Origin of the sequence: Streptomyces sp. NPDC060002 (assembly GCF_042737245.1) — a bacterium.
Classification (GTDB): domain Bacteria; phylum Actinomycetota; class Actinomycetes; order Streptomycetales; family Streptomycetaceae; genus Streptomyces.
In genome coordinates, this window is sequence record NZ_JBHWUW010000028.1 from 85,266 (window position 1) to 103,431 (window position 18,166).

The following is an 18,166-nucleotide window of genomic DNA, read 5'->3' on the forward strand; positions in this document are numbered from 1 at the left end:
CTTACACCGGAAGGAGGTTGATCGGGTGAGTATCGGTCGCCCAGAGGTACTGGACGGCGTACGCCCGCCAGGGGCGCCAGCCCGCCGCGCGGGCGGTGAGCGCCGTCGGGGTGGAGGGCAGGCCCAACTGCTGTGCGGCGCGCCGGATTCCGAGGTCGGTGGGGAGAAAGGCGTCGGGGTCTCCGAGGGCGCGCATCGCGATGACGTCGACCGTCCAGGGTCCGAAGCCGGGCAGTGCGAGCAGCAGGGCGCGCGCCTTCGGCCAGTCGCTCTCCACACCCAGGTGCAGTGTGCCGTCGGCGAGTTGTCCGACGAGGGTGCTGAAGGTGGTGCGGCGCGTACGGGGCATCGCCAGCGTCTCGGGGTCGACGGCGGCGAGCGCCTCGGCGGTCGGGAAGAGGTGGGTGAGGCCGCCCTCCGGGTCGTCGACCGGTTCGCCGTGCGCGGTGACCAGGCGGGCCGCGTGGGTCCGGGCCGCCGCCGTGGAGACCTGCTGCCCCAGCACGGCGCGGACGGCGAACTCCGCCTCGTCGACCGTACGGGGCACCCGGCGGCCGGGGGCCTTGTCCACCAGGGGTGCGAGCAGCGGATCCGTGCGCAGCTGGTCGTCGATGGCGACCGGGTCGGCGTCCAGGTCGAGCATGCGCCGGCAGCGGCTGATCGCGACCGTGAGGTCGCGCAGGTCGCTGAGGGTGAGGCGGCAGCCGATGTGGTCGGGGTTCGGGGTGAGCGCCACGATGCCGTGTCCGTAAGGCAGTCGGAGCGTGCGCCGGAACGCGCCGTCCCGCCACTCCTCGACACCCGGGACACCGGTCGCGGCGAGGTGGCCGAAGAGGTTGTCGGGGTTGAGCGGGGCACGGAAGGGCAGGCGCAGGGCGAGCGTGCCGGGCGTGGCCGGGCGGGCCGAGGGGTTCTTGCGCGGGACGCGGGCGCGCAGTTCGCTCGGGGAGAGTGCGAACACCTCGCGCACGGTGTCGTTGAAGGTGCGGATGGAGGCGAAGCCGGACGCGAACGCGGCCTCCGCCATCGGGAGTTCGGTCGTCTCGATGAGCAGGCGAGCGGTCTGGGCGCGCTGCGCGCGGGCCAACGCCAACGGCCCGGCGCCGAGTTCGGCGAGGAGTTGGCGTTCGACCTGGCGGGTGCTGTAACCGAGGCGGGCCGCGAGTCCGGGCACGCCTTCGCGGTCGACGACACCGTCGGCGATCAGCCGCATGGCGCGGGCGACCAGATCGGCGCGCTGGTTCCACTCAGGGGAGCCCGGCGTGGTGTCGGGCCGACAGCGCTTGCAGGCGCGGAAGCCGGCCTGCTGACAGGCGGCGGCGCTCGGGTGGAAGACCATGTTCTGCGGCTTGGGCGGCACGACGGGGCAGCTGGGCCGGCAGTAGATGCCGGTGGTCAGGACCGCTGTGAAGAACCATCCGTCGAAGCGCGCGTCCTTGGACCGCAAGGCGCGCACACAGTGCTCGCGATCGGTGTACATCCCGTTCTGCATACGTCAAGCATCCACCGGTCGCCGATCAGGCGCTGGCGAGAATCCGACATCGGCCTCGCGTGGCCTGCACCGCCCGCCGCCTCCCGCGGAGGGTACCGGCGCCCCTGCCGGCCCTCAGCCCGCCCTCTCCTGCCAGGACGCCAGCGACCAGATCACGAACACGTCGATCGCCATGACCACGATGGACCAGAGCGGCTCGTAGGGCAGGAACAGGAACTGGGTGACCAGGCTCAGCGCGGCGAGGAAGATGCCCGCGAAGCGCGCCCAGGCCATGCCCTTGAGGAGGGCCGCGCCGGTCGCCGCAGCGACCACGCCGAGGACGAGGTGGATCCAGCCCCAGCCGGTGAGATCGAGCTCGTAGGCGTACGAGCCGACACGGGCGTAGATGTCGTCCTCGGCGATGGCCGCGATGCCCTGGAGGACGGCGAGCACGCCGCTGCACAGCAGCAGGACGCCGGCGAAGACGACGCCGCCGGCCCGGCTGTCGTGCGCGGCGGGCCCGGACGGGCCGCCGCGCGGCGTGGACCAGGCGGTGCCTATGTCACCGTGCGGCTCTCCGGTCGGGGAGTGCGAACTCATGCGGGGCTGTCCTTTCGGCGGGGCCGGGTCGCGAGGAAGTCGACGATCCCCAGCGCGAAGAGCAGGGCGAGGGCGAGGCCGACCACGACCCAGCCGGTCGGGTACGGCCACAGGAGAAAGGCCAGGACGGCTCCCGCGGCCAGGATCCAGGTGATCCAGGTGCGGTAGCGGTCGACGAACGGGCCGACGGGACCGGTGCGCAGTCCGGCGTGATCGGCGGTCGCGCGCACGGCGCCGATGCCCGAGTGCCAGAGCCGCCGCACCAGAGCGGCATGACGGCCGGGCCCGGTCAGCCAGGCGGCGAGGGCGATCACCACGCCGAGGGCGACCACCGACCGCACGGAGGTGCGCAGGAAGCGGGTGAGCGTGTCGTACACCGACCCGGCGGCCGGCTGGGACACGCCGGCCGGGAGCGCGTCCAGGTAGACCACCCGGAAGACGGTCAGCGCGACGCCCAGCAGGAGAGTGGCGAAGGCGAAGCAGAGCGCGGCGACGATCAGGACGCGGCGGCGGTGCGTCGAGAGCAGGACGCCTGCCGCCACCAGCAGGACCGCGATCACGGGCAGCCAGAAACCGGCCAGCTGGAGCAGCCGGAAGTAGGTCTTGACCTTGCCGATGTCCTCGGACTCGACGACCGTGATGTTCGTGTGGATCTCGGGGATCTTCCCCGCGACCGTCAGCCCGGAGTCGACCAGCCGTTGCTTGACCTGCTCGACGACCGGGGCGAGGTCGACCGTCACCGTGTCGTTCTCGATCTTCACCGCGCCGCCGCCGCTGCCCGTGAGGGCCTTGTCGACGGCACTGTGGATCCTGCGGTTGGCGTCGACCCAGATCTTCTCGAAGGCGTCGGAGGCCACGACCGCCTGCGCCTTGTCGTGCACGAAGCTGCCGACGGCGCTCTCGAGCGAGGGACCCAGCTTGCCGAGGGCCTTCTCCAGCAGGGGACGCTGGGCCGGGGCCGCGTCCTGGAGGAGGGCGGTGAGGTCCAGGCGTTCCATCAGCGCGTTCGTGACGCGGGTGGCGGCCGCGTTCTGGATGTCCTTGTCGGAGGCCAGCGGGCGGACGGTGTCGACATAGCGGTCTGTGTCGCCCACGATGCTCGAGGTCCAGGCCGCCACCACGCCCAGCGGGGCCAGGACGCAGCCGAGGACGATGAGGACGACCGCGACGATCGAGCGGACCCGGTGGTGGGTGGGACGACGGGTGCGCTCCTCCTCGAGGGCCGCGATACGGGCTCTGAGTGCGTCCAGCTCCGCGTCGGCGGGGACACCGCTTTCCGGCATGGCGGACTCCCTCACCGTCGGTCGGGTCCGGTCCGGGGTCGGTCCGGTGGATGCCAGCACATCCCGGCCGTGCGACGGCGGCGAGCCGGGCGGGGCCGTTCGCGTGAACGGCCCCGCCCGTACGGAGGGCCGCTACATGTTGATCATGTGCCCGGCCAGTCCGTGGACGGCCTCCTTGACGGCCTCGCCCAGGGTCGGGTGGGCGTGGACGTTGCGGGCGACCTCGTGGACGGTGAGGTCCCACTGCTGGGCGAGCGTCAGCTCGGGGAGCAGTTCGGTGACGTCGGGGCCGATCAGATGACCGCCGATCAGCTCGCCGTACCTGGCGTCGCTGATCAGTTTCACGAAACCGGTGGTGTCGCCGAGGCCGTGCGACTTGCCGTTCGCGGTGAACGGGAACTTCGCCACCTTGACGTCGTAACCCTTTTCCCGCGCCTGGGCCTCGGTGTAGCCGAAGCTGGCGACCTGGGGCTGGCAGTAGGTGGCGCGCGGGATCATGGCGTAGTCCAGCTCCATGGTCTCCGCGTCGGCGAGGGTCTCGGCGGCGATGACGCCCATGGCCTCGGCGGCGTGCGCGAGCATCAGTTTCGCGGTGACGTCGCCGATGGCGAAGATGTGCGGGACGGAGGTGCGACAGCGGCCGTCGACGTCGATCGCGCCGCGCTCGGTGACCCGCACGCCCGTGTTCTCCAGGCCGTAGCCGGTGACGTTCGGGGCGAAGCCGATCGCCTGGAGCACCTTGTCGGACTCCAGGACCTGCTGGGCGCCGTCCTTGCCGGTGACGGTGACGCGGACCTGCGGACCGGACTCGTCGATGGACTCCACCCGGGTGGAGGTGAGTACGTCGATGCCCAGCTTCCGGTACTGCTTGGCCAGTTCGGCGGAGACCTCGGCGTCCTCCAGGGGCGCGACCCGGTCCAGGAACTCGACGATCGTGACCTTCACCCCGTAGTTGTGCAGGACGTACGCGAACTCGATGCCGATGGCGCCGGCGCCCGCGACGACGATCGACCGCGGAAGGTCGTCGGCGAGGATCTGCTCCTCGTACGTCACCACTCGCGCGCTGCGCTTGGTGCCGGGGAGCAGCTTGGGGGTGGCGCCGGTGGCGATGATGCAGTGGTCGAAACCGATGGTGCGGGTCTCCCCGTCGTAACCGGTCACCCGGAGGGTCCGGTCGTCGACGAAGGCGCCGCGGCCGTCGAACTCGGTGATCTTGTTCTTCTTCATCAGGTAGTGGACGCCCTTGACCCGGCCGTCGGCGACCTTGCGGCTGCGGCGGTACGCCTCTCCGTAGTCGAAGGAGACCTGGCCCTCGACCTTGATGCCGAAGGTCTTCGCCTCACGGGTGAAGATGTGGGCGAGTTCGGCGTTGCGCAGGAGGGCCTTGGTGGGGATACAGCCCACGTTGAGGCACACGCCGCCCCAGTACTTCTCCTCGACGACGGCGACGCGCTTGCCCAGTTGGGCGGCGCGGACCGCGGCGACGTAGCCGCCCGGACCGGCGCCTAGGACCACGACGTCGAAGCGTTCGTCCTGCTCGGTCATGGATTCGTTTCCTTTTCCGTGGAGTGCGATACGGGTGATACGTGCTGCCGTTCCGATTCTCGCGCGCCGCCGGGGAGAATGTGTGAGTGATCGATCACTGCTGTGCCGAGATGACCCGCCAGGCCGACTGGCGTTGCCAGACGCACGCCGACGTCTTCGCCTGCCCGGACGCGCTGGTGCGGTTCGAACCGAGGTTCCGGGAGTACGGGCTGATCGTCCACGACGGGGGGTCGGCCTCCCGGGAGATCGGCTTCTGTCCGTGGTGCGGTGCGCGTCTGCCGGAGTCGCAGCGCGACCGGTGGTTCGAGGCGCTCGAGGCACGCGGGATCGACCCCTGGGTGGACGATGTGCCGTCGGACTTCGAGGACGACCGGTGGCTGCGGGAAGGCCTCACCGACGCGGCGTCGGCCGGTGAGGACCCACCGCGTCGTCGCTGAGGCGTTCGGAGAGCGCCGGCGGTACGGGCACGGTCCGGCATCCGTGGCCGTACCCGTGTCCGTACCGCCGGCAGCGGTGAAAGCGGTGGAACCTGTGAAGGCGGTGGAACCGGTTACTCGGAGGTTGCCGTCGGCCGCCGCGACGCGGCCGTCGCCATGTCGACGTCGGTCAACGGCCGCAGCCGGTAGGTGTACGCGTAGTCGCGGTCGGCGAACAGCTTGTACTCGTCGTGGGTGTGCGCGCCCCAGCTGTTGTCACCGCCGACGCCCATCTGCCGGTGGTTCAGGCGCAGTACGACCTCCTTGCGAGGGGTGAGCTGGTAGTCGTGTCGGGCTCCGGCGGACAGATCCTCCGGAGTGAGGTGCGAGGCGTTGAACTCCAGCAGCGGCTCGCCGCTGACCAGCAGGCCGGTGCCGTCGCCGTCGGTGAGGGCGACCCAGCGGACGTCGGTCTTGTTGCCGTTCTCCTGGGGCCGCAGATAGGAGGTCCACTGCCCGGTGACGGTACCGGAGTAGCGGCCCACGTCGGTGGCGTCGTTGCGGTCCCAGTGGTTCTCCTCGGGACCGCGGCCGTAGTAGTGCAGCTTCTCCAGGCGGGCGGGCAGGAACAGTAGCGTGCCGATCTCCGGGATGTACGGCAGGGAGGCGGCGCCCGGGTGCAGGGTGTTGTCGACCTTGATCTCACCGTTTCCGAAAACGGTGTAGGTGGTGGTGTACGTCGACTCCGTCGTGGTGGGCAGCGTCCCGGCGACCTTGATCTCGACGGCCCGGTCGCGCAGCGCCCGCACGCTCACCTCGGTCACCTCGCGGCGCGCGCCGGCGTCGCGCCAGGTCTGGTTGCGGGTGTGCTGTCCGTTTCCCCGGTCGTTGTCGGTCGGGGCACGCCAGAAGTTGGGGGCCGGCCCCGAGGAGATCAGCCGGGTGCCGGCGGCCTCGTAGGAGGTGATGACGCCGGTCTTCTTGTCGACGGTGACCGAGAAGTTCCTGCCCTTGACGGTGACTGCTCCGGCGTCGTCCCGATGACTGAGAGCCGGGACGCCGGCCAGCGGTACGGGCGTGACGGCGGGGCTCCCGGCGTCGACGGCGAGTTGCTGTCTCGCCACCTCGAAGCCGGACTTCGCCCACTTCGTCGTCTCCCTGGTGGTGAACGACAGCTGGAGGAAGTACTCGGCGCCCGGCGCCGGGCGGTCCGGCAGCTCGAAGGGCACAATGACGTCCTTGCTCGACAGCGCGGCCACGTCGAGCCGGTCACGGCTCAGCTGTCCACGCTGGACCACTTCGCCGTCCCGCACGAGTTCCCAACGTCCGTCGAATTCCCGGAGGTTGGTGAACAGGTACTCGTTGGTGAGGGTGACGGCCGCTCCCGGGGCGAGCAGGTCGCCAAAGGCCGGTGCGGCGTGGACTGCCTGGTAGATCCGCTTGACCTCGGCGGACTTGCCGGTGGCCCCGCGGTCGGCGGTGACGATGCCGTCGCCGGAGAAGGCCCCGTCGTTGGGGTTGTCGCCCCAGTCGCCGCCGTAGGCACGGAACGACTTCTCGCGGGGGCGCTTCTCGGTGAGGCCGACGGTGGCGGCGTCGAACCAGAACCGCACGCCGTCGTCGCCGGGACCACGGCCTGCAAAGGCCAGTTCGGCCGCGCTCAGCGCCCGGGCGTACACGCCGGCCCGCCGGACGGTGCCGCTGAACTCCCGGGTCGGGTTGTCGACGTCGGTGGCAAGGGACAGGGGCGCGGTGTTGTTGCCGGGGCGCACCGTGGTGGTGCGGGTGGCCCGGACCGCGCCGTCGACATACAGGGTCAGCGTGCCGGTCGCTACGTCGAAGACGCCGGCGACATGGTGCTCGGAGCCGGTCCAGTCGTCCGGCAGTGCCCAGCTCGCGGTGATCCACTGGCCGCTGCCGTAGATGAAGAACTCGAGGGTCCGGTTCGTCTGCTTCAGGGCGTACTGGGTGTCGCCCTTGGCGAGGATCGGCTGGTGGTAACCGGTTACGTGCGGAGTGATCCAGGCTTCCAGCGTGAGGGAGCCGGTCAGGTCCAGCGCTGCGTCACGAGCGAAAACGGTTGCACCGGAGATGCCCTCGTCGCGGGTGAAGGCGCCACCGGAGGCGATGACCTCGCCCCTGAGAGCGGCGGGTCCGGCCTCGGTGAACAGCTTGCGGACGGGGGTGGGCCAGTCGAGGGCCTGGTCGGCGAAGTCCCAGATCCAGCCGCCCTGGAGCACCTCGTGACGGCGGATCAGGTCCCAGTACTTCTTGAGGTTCCCGCTGGAGTTCCCCATCGCGTGGGAGTACTCGATCATCACGTACGGCCGGGTGTCGCTGGTGTCCTCGGCCCGCGCCTCGACACGGGCGGGAGTGTCGTACATCTCGGAGCGGATGTCGCTGATTCCCGGGCGGTCGTCGCCCTCGTACTGGATGACGCGGGTGGTGTCGTAGGAGCGGATCCAGTCGTGCATGGCGTTGAACGTGGTGCCGCCGCCGGCCTCGTTGCCGAGCGACCAGATGACGACCGAGGCGTGGTTCTTGTCGCGGTGGACCATGTTCTGGGCACGGGCCACGCAGGCCCTCGTCCACTCGGCGTGGTCGCCCGGGTACTCGCCCCGGATGCCGTGGGTCTCGAGGTTGGTCTCGTCCACGAGGTACAGGCCGTACTCGTCCGCGAGTTCCAGCCACAGCGGGTTGTTGGGGTAGTGCGAGGTGCGGACGGTGTTGATGTTCAGCCGCTTGATGATCCCGATGTCCTCGACGAGGTCGGCGCGGGTGAGGGCCGAGCCGCGGGTCGGGTGCATCTCGTGCCGGTTGGTGCCCCGGAAGGAGACCGGCTTGCCGTTGATGCGCATCAGACCGTCCGTGAGCGCGAACTCACGCAGGCCCACGCGGTGGGAAAGGGTTTCGATCACCTTTCCCGACGGGTCGCGCAGGCGGAGCACGGCGGTGTAGAGGTACGGATGTTCGGCCGACCACAGGCGGGGCGCGGGCACCGCCTTCGCGGCCTGTACGGCCGTCTCCTCCCCGGCGCCGAGCGCGACGTCCTGCCGCAGGGGCCGGGGCCACACCGGGTGCCCGCTCGCGTCGTACAGCTGTGTCTCGACCCAGTAGCGGCCGGCGCCCTGTCCGCCGTAGTCCCGCACGCTCGCGGTGACCGACAGTTCGGCCGCCCTGTGGTCGTCGCCCAGTGGGGTGTCCAGCCTGAAGTCCCGCACATGCACCGCTGGTGTGGAGTACAGGTAGACCGAGCGGAAGATACCGCTCAGCCGGATCATGTCCTGGTCCTCCAGCCAGTCGCCGTCCGAGTAGCGGTAGACCTCCACCGCGATCTGGTTGGTGCCCGGCTTGAGGTGCGGGGTGATGTCGTACTCGGCGGGGTCGTAGGAATCCTCGTGGTAACCGACCAACTCGCCGTTGATCCACACGTAGTGGGCGGACTTGACCCCCTCGAAGTGAAGGAACGTCCGGCGTCCCGCCCAGCCGCGCGGGACCGTGAAGGTGCGACGGTACTGGCCCACGGGGTTGTAGCGGGTGGGTGCGGCCGGCGGCTGCGCCTCCTCCCCCAGTCCGTTGGCGCCCCACCACGGATAGGTGATGTTGATGTAGATCGGGCGGTCGTGACCGTGCAACTGCCAGGCGGCGGGAACCGGGATCGTGTCCCAGCCGCTGTCGTCGACGTCGGTGCGGTGGAAGTCGGGGTCCCGGTCGTCGGGACGGTCGGCGTGGGCGAACTTCCAGGTGCCGTCGAGGCTCAGCCGGTAGGGCGAGCGGGTGCGGTCGGCGGCGAGCGCCTGGGCGAGGTCCGCGTACGGCATGAGGGTGGTGTGCGGGGCTTCGGTGCCGAGGCGGAAGACGTCGATGGCGCCGTTCCACTCCGGGGTGCCGTCCGCCGCGACGGCCGGGTGGGCGGTGGAGGGCGCGGACAGGACGAGCGCGCCGAGGACGGCGGCCGACCCTTCGAGCAGACGACGACGGCTGACGACCGTCCGCCGGGGGTGGTCCGGTTCCACCCCCTGGGGGCGGTCCGGCCGGTCCATGGACGACACATGCGGGTGCGACATGACCACGACCTTCCTCGGGGCGACCCGTGCGACTTCGCACGGACGGAGGGTGCGTCAGATCTTGTCCACTCCTGTTGAAAAAACGAACATAGACGCGCCGCGATGTCCGAATATCAACTCTCTTCGGCGCAACGTCACTTGGTACCCGTGCCTCCCACGGGCATTTCTGGTGACTCCCGTCAGTAGACGTCCCGCACGTACCGCTTGTCGGAGGCGAGCTGCTTCACGTAGGACGCCGCCTCGGCCTCGCTCAGGCCGCCGTGCAGGACCGCGACGTCACGCAGGGCCAGGTCGACGTCCTTGGCCATCCGGGAGGCGTCGCCGCAGACGTAGAAGTGGGCGCCGTCCTGGAGCCAGGACCACAGATGGGAACCGTGCTCGCGGATCCTGTCCTGGACGTAGACCTTGGCGCGCTGGTCGCGGGAGAAGGCGGTGTCCAGCCGGGCGAGGGTGCCGTCGTCGCGGAGGGCGGCCAGCTCCTCCTCGTAGTAGAAGTCCGTCGCGCGGTGCTGCTCGCCGAAGAACAGCCAGTTGGGAGCCCGGTGCCCCCGGGCCCGGCGCTCCTCGAGGAAGCCGACGAAAGGCGCCACCCCGGTGCCGGGGCCGACCATCACCATCGGGGTCGCCGGGTCGGCCGGGGGGCGGAAGTGCGGGGAGCGCTGCACATGGACGGCCACCTCGGTGCCGGGTTCGGCGTCGGCCAGGAAGGGCGAGCAGACGCCCTGCCGGGGGCGGCCGGCCAGGTTCTCGTACCGCACGACGGAGACGGTGAGCGAGACGAGGTGACGGTCGGTCAGCGGGCTGGACGAGATGGAGTACAGCCGCGGCTGCAGCCGTCCCAGCAGCTCGGCCCACTCCTGTGCGTCGGCGCGGACACCGAACTCGGCGGCCACGTCGACGGCCTGGCGGCCCCAGGACCACTTCGCCAGCTCGTCCTTGTTGTCGGGGCGCAGCAGCTTGCGCAGTTCACGCGGGTCGCGGGTGCGGTCGGCGGTGAAGCGCAGCAGGGCCGGGGTGATCCGGGTGATGTCGAGGTGGCGCAGGAAGGCCTCGCCGAGCGCGACCTCCCCGACGCCGTTCACCTGCACGCGCGCGTGCGCGTCGAGTCCGGTGACGCCCAGCCACTCCGCCACCGTGTCAGGTGAGTTGAGGGGGCGTACGCCCAGGGCGTCGCCCGCCTCGTAGACGAGCGGGGTCTCGCTGTCGCGGGTGTCGAAGGTGAAGCGGCGGACCTCCTTGCCGGAGCCCGGCAGGCTCAGCGGACGGTTGCCGGTCAGGCGGGCGATGACGGGAGCGGGGCGCTTGGGGCGGGGAGCGGCGGGGGCCTTCGTAACGGTGCCGGAATCGGTTTCCGTAACGGTCGCCGACGCGTGAGCGGTGGCGGGACCCGCGGTCGCCGGGATCCGGGCCGGGGCCGCGGGCACCAGTTCCGTGGCCTCCTTCAGGGCGGTGGCCACCTGGTCGAGCCAGGCCTCCGCCTCCGTCTCGAAGTCCGGCTCGCAGTCGGTGCGGGGGGCCAGCCGGACCGCGCCGAGTTCGTCCAGCCGCCGGTCCAGTCGCCGGCCGTGCCCGCAGAAGTCGTCGTACGAGGAGTCCCCGAAGGCGAGGACGGCGTAGCGGTGGCCTTCCAGGCGGCCGGTGTCCAGGGCGGCGAGGCCGTCCCAGAAGCCGGCGCCGTTGTCGGGGGCGTCGCCGTCGCCGAAGGTGCTGGTGATCAGCAGCAGGTCGGCGTCGGAGGGCAGCGCGGCCGGGTCGGCCTCGTCCATGGCGACGAGGGACGCCGGGTGACCGCCCGCGGTGAGCCGCTCGGCGGTGGTGGTCGCGAAGTCCTCGGCGTTGCCGGTCTGCGAGGCCCACAGGATCACCACCCGGCGTGCCGGGATCGTCGGGCGTGGGGGTGCGGCGGCGGTACGGGAGTACATGCCGGCGAGGGTGCCGTTGACCCACAGCGCGTGCTCGGGGGTGAAGGGCGCGTCCGCCGGCAGCACCGGTACGCCGGGGGCGCCTGCCGGGATGCCGGCGAGGAAGCCGACCAGGTACTGCCGTTCGTGCTCGGTCAGGACCGGCGGCGGAGCGGGGCGCAGGCCGAAGACCTCGGCCGCGGACGGCAGGACGGCGGTCGGTACGAGGACGGCACCGGGTCCTTCCGGCACCGGGGCCCGGGTGCCCTGCACGTTCCCGAGCGGGTTCTGCGGCGCCGGGGCCTGTGTGGCCGGCGGCTGCACGGTAACCGGTGTCGACACCTTTGTCAGGGAGACCGCGCACACCTTCAGCTCGGGCTGGAAGGACAGCGGGTCGACGGCGTCGCTGGTGACCGCGTTGACGCTGAGGTACTCGCCGAACAGGTCGTTCCAGTGGAACGGCGCGAAACAGGAACCGGGCAGGACGCGGTCGGTGACGACGGCCGGCAGCACGGCCCGGCCGCGCCGCGAGGCGACCTCGACGGAGTCGCCGTCGGTCACGCCGAGCGCGGCGGCGTCCTCGGGGTGCACCTCCACGAACGGGCCGGGATTCAGCTTGTTGAGCTTGGCCACCCTCGCGGTCTTCGTCAGGGTGTGCCACTGGTGCTGGAGGCGGCCGGTGTTCAGGAAGAACGGGTAGTCGTCGTCCGGCATCTCGGCGGGCGGGACATGCGGACGCGGGTGGAAGACCGCGCGGCCGGAAGCCGTGGGAAAGGTGAGCGAGCCGTCGTCGTTCACATAGCGGATCGGGTTGCGGTCGGGCCCGTCGGCGGTGGCCGCCGGCCACTGCACCGGGGCGGCGCGCAGCCGGTCGTAGGTCACTCCGCGCAGGTCATAGCCGGTCTGCGGGTTGTGGGCGCGCTTGATCTCCTCGAAGACCTGCTCGGCGGTGTCGTAGGTGAAACCGCTTTCGTAACCCATGGCGCGGGCGACGGCCGCGATGAGCTGCCAGTCCGCCATGGCCTCCCCGGGCGGGTCGGCGGCGGGGCGGGCGAGGGTGAGGTTGCGCTCGCTGTTGATGAGGACGCCCTCGGTCTCGGTCCACAGCGCGCCGGGCAGGACGATGTCGGCGTAAGCGTTTGTCTCCGTTTCGGCGAAGACGTCCTGCGCGACGACGAACTCGGCGGCCTCCAGCCCCTCGATGACCGTCCTGCGGTTGGCGACGGAGGCGACCGGGTTGGTGCAGATGATCCAGCAGGCCTTGATGTCGCCCTCGGCCATCTTCCGGAACATCTCGATGGTGCCCTTGCCGACGCCGTCGGCCCTGAGTGTGCCCGGCGCGAGCCCCCACAGGTCCTCGACGAAGGCACGGTCGCCCTCGACGAGGACGGAGCGCTGACCGGGCAGCCCCGGACCCATGTAACCCATTTCCCGGCCGCCCATGGCGTTGGGCTGGCCGGTGAGTGAGAAGGGGCCGCTGCCCGGGCGGCAGATCCTGCCGGTGGCGAGGTGGAGGTTGATGAGCGCGTTGGTGTTCCAGGTGCCGTGCGTGGACTGGTTGAGGCCCATGGTCCAGCAGCTGGTCCACTCCTCCGCCTCGCCGATCAGCCGGGCCGCCGCGCGGAGGTCGTCCTCCGGTATGCCGGTGATCTCCGCGACCGTCGCGGGCGCGTAGTCGGCGAGGAACTCCGGCATGGCCTCCCAGCCCTCGGTGTACGCGGCGACGAACTCGGGGTCGGTGTGACCGTTCTCGTGCAGGAGGCGGAGCAGACCGTTGAGGAGCGCGAGGTCGGTGCCCGGCGCGACCTGGAGGAACAGGTCGGCCTTGGCGGCGGTGGCGGTGCGGCGCGGGTCGACGACGATCAGTCTGGCGCCCGCCTTCACCCGGTCCATCATCCGGAGGAACAGGATCGGGTGGCAGTCGGCCATGTTGGAACCGATGACGAGGAAGACGTCCGCCTTGTCGAGGTCCTCGTACGAGCCGGGCGGGCCGTCGGCGCCGAGCGAGAGCTTGTAACCGGTTCCCGCGCTTGCCATGCACAGGCGGGAGTTCGACTCGATCTGGTTGGTCCGGAGATAGCCCTTGGCCAGCTTGTTGGCCAGGTACTGCGCTTCGAGGCTCATCTGGCCGGACACGTAGAGGGCGACCGCGTCGGGGCCGTGTTCGTCGACGATCGTCCGCAGCCGCCGTGCCGTCTCGGCGATCGCCGCGTCCACGGGGGCGGGCTCCGGTTCCGCGCCGCGGTCCGAGCGGACGAGCGCGCCGGTCAGCCGGCCGGGTGCGGCGAGCAGGTCGGCGGTGGTCGCGCCCTTGGTGCACAGCCGGCCGAAGTTCGCCGGGTGCTGCTTGTCGCCGGACGCCTTCAGGACCGTACGGCGCCCGTCCGGTCCGCGGCCGATGTCGAGGAGCATGCCGCAGCCCACACCGCAGTACGAGCAGACCGTGCGCACCTGGGTCGCGGTCGCGCTGTCGGTCCGCGGGTCCAACGCGGCCACGGGCGCCCCTTTCCTTCTGACGATCAGCCTGGTGAGAGCCTCTGCAAGCCTCTGTGACGGTACGAACCGTGCATTACACAGGTGTCTCCCGGACCGGCCGCCGGGAGTTAAGCCCGGCGCACACCGAGGGGCGGGCGGATGTGAGCGAGCCGCTTGCCACCGCAGGTGGGCAGGCTACCCGGAGCCGCGAACGGACACGTTCCGCGTCCGCGGGGGGCGCGTCCGTGCGGGGACGGGGTTCCGCGTCGGTACGGGGACGGGGTTCCGCGCCCGTGCGGGGACAGGACTCCGCGTCGGTACGGGGACAGGACTCCGCGCCCGTGCGGGGACAGGACTCCGCGTCGGTACGGGGACGGGGTTCCGCGTCGGTACGGGGACAGGGTTCCACGCCCGTGCGGGGACAGGTTCCGGCCGCGCGAGAGGGGACGTTCCGCTGGTACGAGCGGTCGGGGTCCGGGCTGCGCGAGGTCACGCCCCTGCGGCTGCTGGACCTGCGGCTCGGCAGGCGGGGGTGATGGCTCGCTGCGCGTGCCGGCCGCGGTGGTGGACCCGCGGTGGTGGAGTCGACCGAGACGTCCCGGGTCGCTCTCCCCCGCCGCGTCGGCCGTGGTCAGGATCTGCCTCAAAGGCCTGTGGGGGTGGGCTCGCGCCACCGCCCGCACTGGCCTTTGCCCGCGGGCAGGAACGGTCGCGACCGTTCCTGCTCCGCGTCCGGCGGATCACCGAGTTCTCCTGTCCCGTGCCCGAGACAACGAGCTGGTCGAGCGAAGGTGCATGACGGGCCGGGCAGCTCCTAGGCGTAGGTCTCGAACTCGGCCACCCTCGGGGTGGCGGTCGAGCCCGTGATCTCGAAGGTGACCTTCTTCAGCGAGGTGGACGTGAAGGAGATGGTTCCCGCTCCGCTGCCCGAGGTCAGCACCGCCCCGGTGTCTGCGTTGAGCACCCGCCAGGTACCGATGTTGCCGGTGGCGCCGGAGGCCTCCCGGATGTTGATCTTGGAGATGGTGGTCGCCGAGCCCCACTTGATGGAGATGGAGCCGGTCGAGCCGCTCGGTGACCAGTAGGTGCTCGTGTCGCCGTCGCGGACGTTGCCGTAGCTGGTGCCGGACGCCTTGCTGGAACCGTCGGAGTCGGCGCCGATGCTCAGGTTGGTCCCGGAGGGCGTCGACGTCGCGGTGGCGGTCGGTGTGGCCGTGGAAGTCGACGTGGCGGTCGCGGTGGCCGTGGAAGTCGACGTGGCGGTCGCGGTGGCCGTGGAAGTCGACGTGGCGGTCGCGGTGGGTGTCGTCGCCACGCAGTTGCCGTCCGACACCTTCAGACCGTTGTCGGCGCCCGCCGTCGCGGTCACGATCGACGGCACGCAGGAGGCGGCGTCGAGAGTGTAGGAGTAGGGGATGCTGACGGTCGTGTTCGACGTCGGGTTCGGTCCGGCGGGGTTGTTGTCCTCGCCCGGCGCCGACCAGGTCACGTTGTCGAAGATGTTTCCGCCGACCTGCCAGTATCCCGGCAGGTCGGTGTAGAAGGTGCCGAGGACGTCTTTGGAGTCCTTGAAGTAGTTGTTGTCGACCTTGGCCTTGCCACCGGCCCGGGGGTTGATGCCCGATTCGTTCAGGCTGACGTAGTAGTTGTTGTAGACGTGGGCGGTGGCGCCGCGCAGCAGGGGCGTACGGGAGTCGATGTTCTCGTACCGGTTGTGATGGAAGGTGACCGGCCCGTTGGCGAGGTCGCTGTCGCTGGAGCCGACGAGACCGCCGCGGCCGGAGTTGCGCAGGATGCTGTAGGACAGGGTCACGTACCGGGTGCTGTCCTTCATGTCGAACAGGCCGTCGAAGCCCTCCGACTCACCGCCCGAGGCGATCAGCGTGGCGTGGTCGACCCAGACGTTGTGCACGTCGGTCTCCATGCCGACGGCGTCACCGCCGTTGGAGGTGGGCGAGCCCGACTTCTTCACGTTCTGGACGGTCACGTTCTGGACGATGATGTTGCTGGACTGGCGGATGTGGATGCCGATCTGGTCGAACACGGCTCCGCCGCCGACGCCGACGAGGGTGACGTTGCTGATGCCCTTCAGCTCGATCACGCCGGCGGCGGTGTTGCAGCCGGAGCCCGACACCTTCGCGGTGTTGCCGACGGTGACGGTCCCCTCGACCTGGATGGTGATCGGGGTGCTGGTACTGGCCCGGCCGCACAGGGCCTCGTGGATCTGGGTGCCCGTGGTGGCCTTGACCGTCGTCCCGCCGGCGCCGCCGGTGGTGCCGCCGTTCTGAGTGGCGAACCCCGTCGCGCCGGCGGCGGCCGCCGACGCCGTGGGCATGGACAGGACCACGCCTGTCGCCGCCGCCAGGGCCAGCGTGCCGAGTGCCGCGGAGAGTCGCAGAGCGACTGGCTTTCTCATCCTCGCCTCGTCTTTCGTCATCGCGTACCGGGGGTGCCGCGCACGTCCGTGCGGGATTCAAGGGCCAAGGGCCGTCGAGGGCGCGCACCCATGCCATGTCCATGCCATACGAGTACCGCAGCAGGCCCCCGCCGGCCCGGTGCGCATGCCGTTCTCGCCACGGGCCGGTAGGGACGGTGCTGTTGCTGTGGTGCGGGCGGCACCGCCGTGGTGTCAGCGGTGCGACCGCCATGCGGGCGACGCGACCGGGCGCCAGGCCGGGGTGCACGCATGCCGAGGCGACGCAGCGGGGACGCCGCCGAGGACGGGACGACCGGGGGAACGGAGCTGTACAGGTCCCGGCCGGCCCCTGGTACGGGTGCCCGCCACCGCGGCCACGGCGACGAGCGCGATGCGTCCGCGCCCCCGGAACGCATGCCGGAGTCCTGGCGCGTCGACATTCTCTGTGCGGTCAGCCCTGGTCAGCCTTGCGCCGGATCGGTTGCGGCACGCAGGCTGCCCCACGGCCGATACCGCGGGCCGCTTTCCCGGGCACGGTCAGCAGGTGTCGGGAAAGCGCTTTCTCCACGTGAGGATAGGGCGGTCACTATCAGCTGACAAGTATGTGAACGCTGATCGACCCGTCGGACTCCTGCTTCTGCCTGGCGAGAGCGCTCAAGGCAGTGCCACACAACGCGAAGAGCGGCACGGGCCTGCCCCCTCGCCCTGTACTGCGCCCCGCCGAAGTTCACGTACATGAACACACTGGATGTCGTGGCAGGCCCGCCCGAGCAAGGACCCGAGTAGGACTGTCGGCCGCCCCGGACCGAACGGGCTGTCCCGGGCTGTCCCGAGCTGTCTCGGACCGCCCCGGACCGCACGGGGCACCGGGGGCTGCGGTGGGGCCGGTCGTCGATGCCGTCATGTGGCTGCCAGGAGGATGGCGGTGTAGTGCGCGGTGAAGGCGGCGATGGTCAGGGCGTGGAAGACCTCGTGGAAGCCGAACCAGGCCGGTGAGGGGTCGGGGCGTTTGAGTCCGTAGACGACGGCGCCCGCGGTGTAGAGCAGACCGCCGGCGATGACGAGCACGGCGACCGCGGTGCCGCCGGCCCGCGCGAAGTCGGGCAGGTTGAAGACGGCCACCCAGCCCAGGGCGATGTAGCACGGGGTGTATAGCCACCTCGGAGCCCCGATCCACAGGACGCGGAAGGCGATGCCGGCCAGCGCGCCCGCCCACACCACGGCCAGCAGCACCCGCTGGCGGCCCTCGGGCAGCAGCAGCACCGCCAACGGGGTGCAGGTGCCCGCGATGATCAGGAAGATGTTCGCGTGGTCCAGTCGCCGCAGGACCGCCTCCCCGCGCGCACCCCACGTTCCACGGTGGTAGACCGCGCTGGTGCCGAACAGCAGGCAGGCCGACAGCGCGTACACCGTGCAGGCCACCACCGCCGCCGCCGAACGCGAGACGGCGACCAGGACGATGCCGCCGACCAGCGCCAGCGGGAACACGCCGGCATGCAGCCAGCCGCGCATCCTCGGCTTCAGCACCGCCGCCGCCCGCCCCACCCCGCCTTCCGGACCGGCGGCCGGCCGCCCGGCGGCCGGCCGAACCGTCGGGCCGGCGGGCGCGCCGACCGCCGGGGGACGCAGGGCGTCGAGCGTGACGTCGAGCGTGGTGTCGGGGCCGGGCTGCGGATCCCGTCCGTGTACCGGCGGCTGGGCGTCTTCGGCGATCATGCGCTCATATTCTGGAATCGGCGGAGGGGTGCGGCCCGGCGCGTCGTTGGACACCGTGGTTCAGGTGGACACCGTGGTTGTGGGCACTGTGGTTCAGGTGGACACCGTGGTTCAGGTGGGCACTGTGGTTCAGGTGGGCACTGTGGTTCAGATGCCGGCCGTCTGCGGGGATGCGGTGCGGCGGTGTTCGGCGTTGATGCGCTGGGCTTCTTCGAGCTGGTCCTCGAGGATGATGATGCGGCAGGCGGCCTCGATGGGGGTGCCGTGGTCGACGAG

The 18,166-nt window shown here is 70.9% G+C and carries 10 protein-coding genes and 1 pseudogene; 2 read left to right on the forward strand and 9 right to left on the reverse strand.

The features are described from left to right. Position 1: 1 nt before the first annotated feature. The 4 genes from ACFWBD_RS24125 to lpdA form a co-directional block, all read right to left on the reverse strand. Complete coding sequence (locus ACFWBD_RS24125) at positions 2-1,492, reverse strand: AlkA N-terminal domain-containing protein (protein ID WP_385670282.1); 1,491 nt, start codon at positions 1,490-1,492, stop codon at positions 2-4. A gap of 114 nt (positions 1,493-1,606) precedes the next feature. Beyond that, complete coding sequence (locus ACFWBD_RS24130) at positions 1,607-2,071, reverse strand: hypothetical protein (protein WP_385670285.1); 465 nt, start codon at positions 2,069-2,071, stop codon at positions 1,607-1,609. Next, entirely contained in the window at positions 2,068-3,354 is a 1,287-nt protein-coding gene (locus ACFWBD_RS24135; RefSeq protein ID WP_385670288.1) for a hypothetical protein, read from the reverse strand. The genes ACFWBD_RS24130 and ACFWBD_RS24135 overlap by 4 nt, the downstream gene beginning before the upstream one ends. Before the next feature lie 132 nt (positions 3,355-3,486). Further along, on the reverse strand, positions 3,487-4,899 hold the full coding sequence (gene lpdA / locus ACFWBD_RS24140) for a dihydrolipoyl dehydrogenase (protein ID WP_385670291.1): 1,413 nt from the start codon (positions 4,897-4,899) through the stop codon (positions 3,487-3,489). 86 nt (positions 4,900-4,985) lie between these two features. Here lpdA and ACFWBD_RS24145 point away from each other — a divergent pair, with 86 nt between their 5' ends. Beyond that, the gene (locus ACFWBD_RS24145; protein ID WP_385670294.1) at positions 4,986-5,336 is read left to right on the forward strand and encodes a DUF6980 family protein; all 351 of its coding nucleotides are present in this window, start codon (positions 4,986-4,988) and stop codon (positions 5,334-5,336) included. Between the two features lie 113 nt (positions 5,337-5,449). Here the strand turns inward: ACFWBD_RS24145 and ACFWBD_RS24150 are convergent, their stop codons facing one another. Both ACFWBD_RS24150 and ACFWBD_RS24155 read right to left on the reverse strand, forming a co-directional pair. Further along, a complete protein-coding gene (locus ACFWBD_RS24150) occupies positions 5,450-9,358 on the reverse strand; it encodes a glycoside hydrolase family 2 TIM barrel-domain containing protein (protein ID WP_385670321.1) in 3,909 nt (1,302 codons plus the stop codon). 203 nt (positions 9,359-9,561) lie between these two features. Continuing rightward, entirely contained in the window at positions 9,562-13,695 is a 4,134-nt protein-coding gene (locus tag ACFWBD_RS24155; protein ID WP_385670324.1) for a molybdopterin-dependent oxidoreductase, read from the reverse strand. 476 nt (positions 13,696-14,171) lie between these two features. Here ACFWBD_RS24155 and ACFWBD_RS24160 point away from each other — a divergent pair, with 476 nt between their 5' ends. Further along, positions 14,172-14,294, forward strand: coding sequence for a hypothetical protein (locus tag ACFWBD_RS24160; protein ID WP_385670297.1), 123 nt, complete (start codon positions 14,172-14,174; stop codon positions 14,292-14,294). 278 nt (positions 14,295-14,572) lie between these two features. On the opposite strand, the gene ACFWBD_RS24165 is transcribed toward ACFWBD_RS24160, so the two are convergent. From ACFWBD_RS24165 to ACFWBD_RS24175, 3 genes and pseudogenes are all read right to left on the reverse strand, one after another. Further along, positions 14,573-16,174, reverse strand: coding sequence for a polysaccharide lyase family 1 protein (locus tag ACFWBD_RS24165; protein ID WP_385670300.1), 1,602 nt, complete (start codon positions 16,172-16,174; stop codon positions 14,573-14,575). Positions 16,175-17,074: 900 nt separating this feature from the next. Next, complete coding sequence (locus ACFWBD_RS24170) at positions 17,075-17,890, reverse strand: hemolysin III family protein (RefSeq protein ID WP_385670303.1); 816 nt, start codon at positions 17,888-17,890, stop codon at positions 17,075-17,077. A gap of 147 nt (positions 17,891-18,037) precedes the next feature. Beyond that, positions 18,038-18,166: pseudogene (locus ACFWBD_RS24175) on the reverse strand (MerR family transcriptional regulator); the annotation flags it as partial.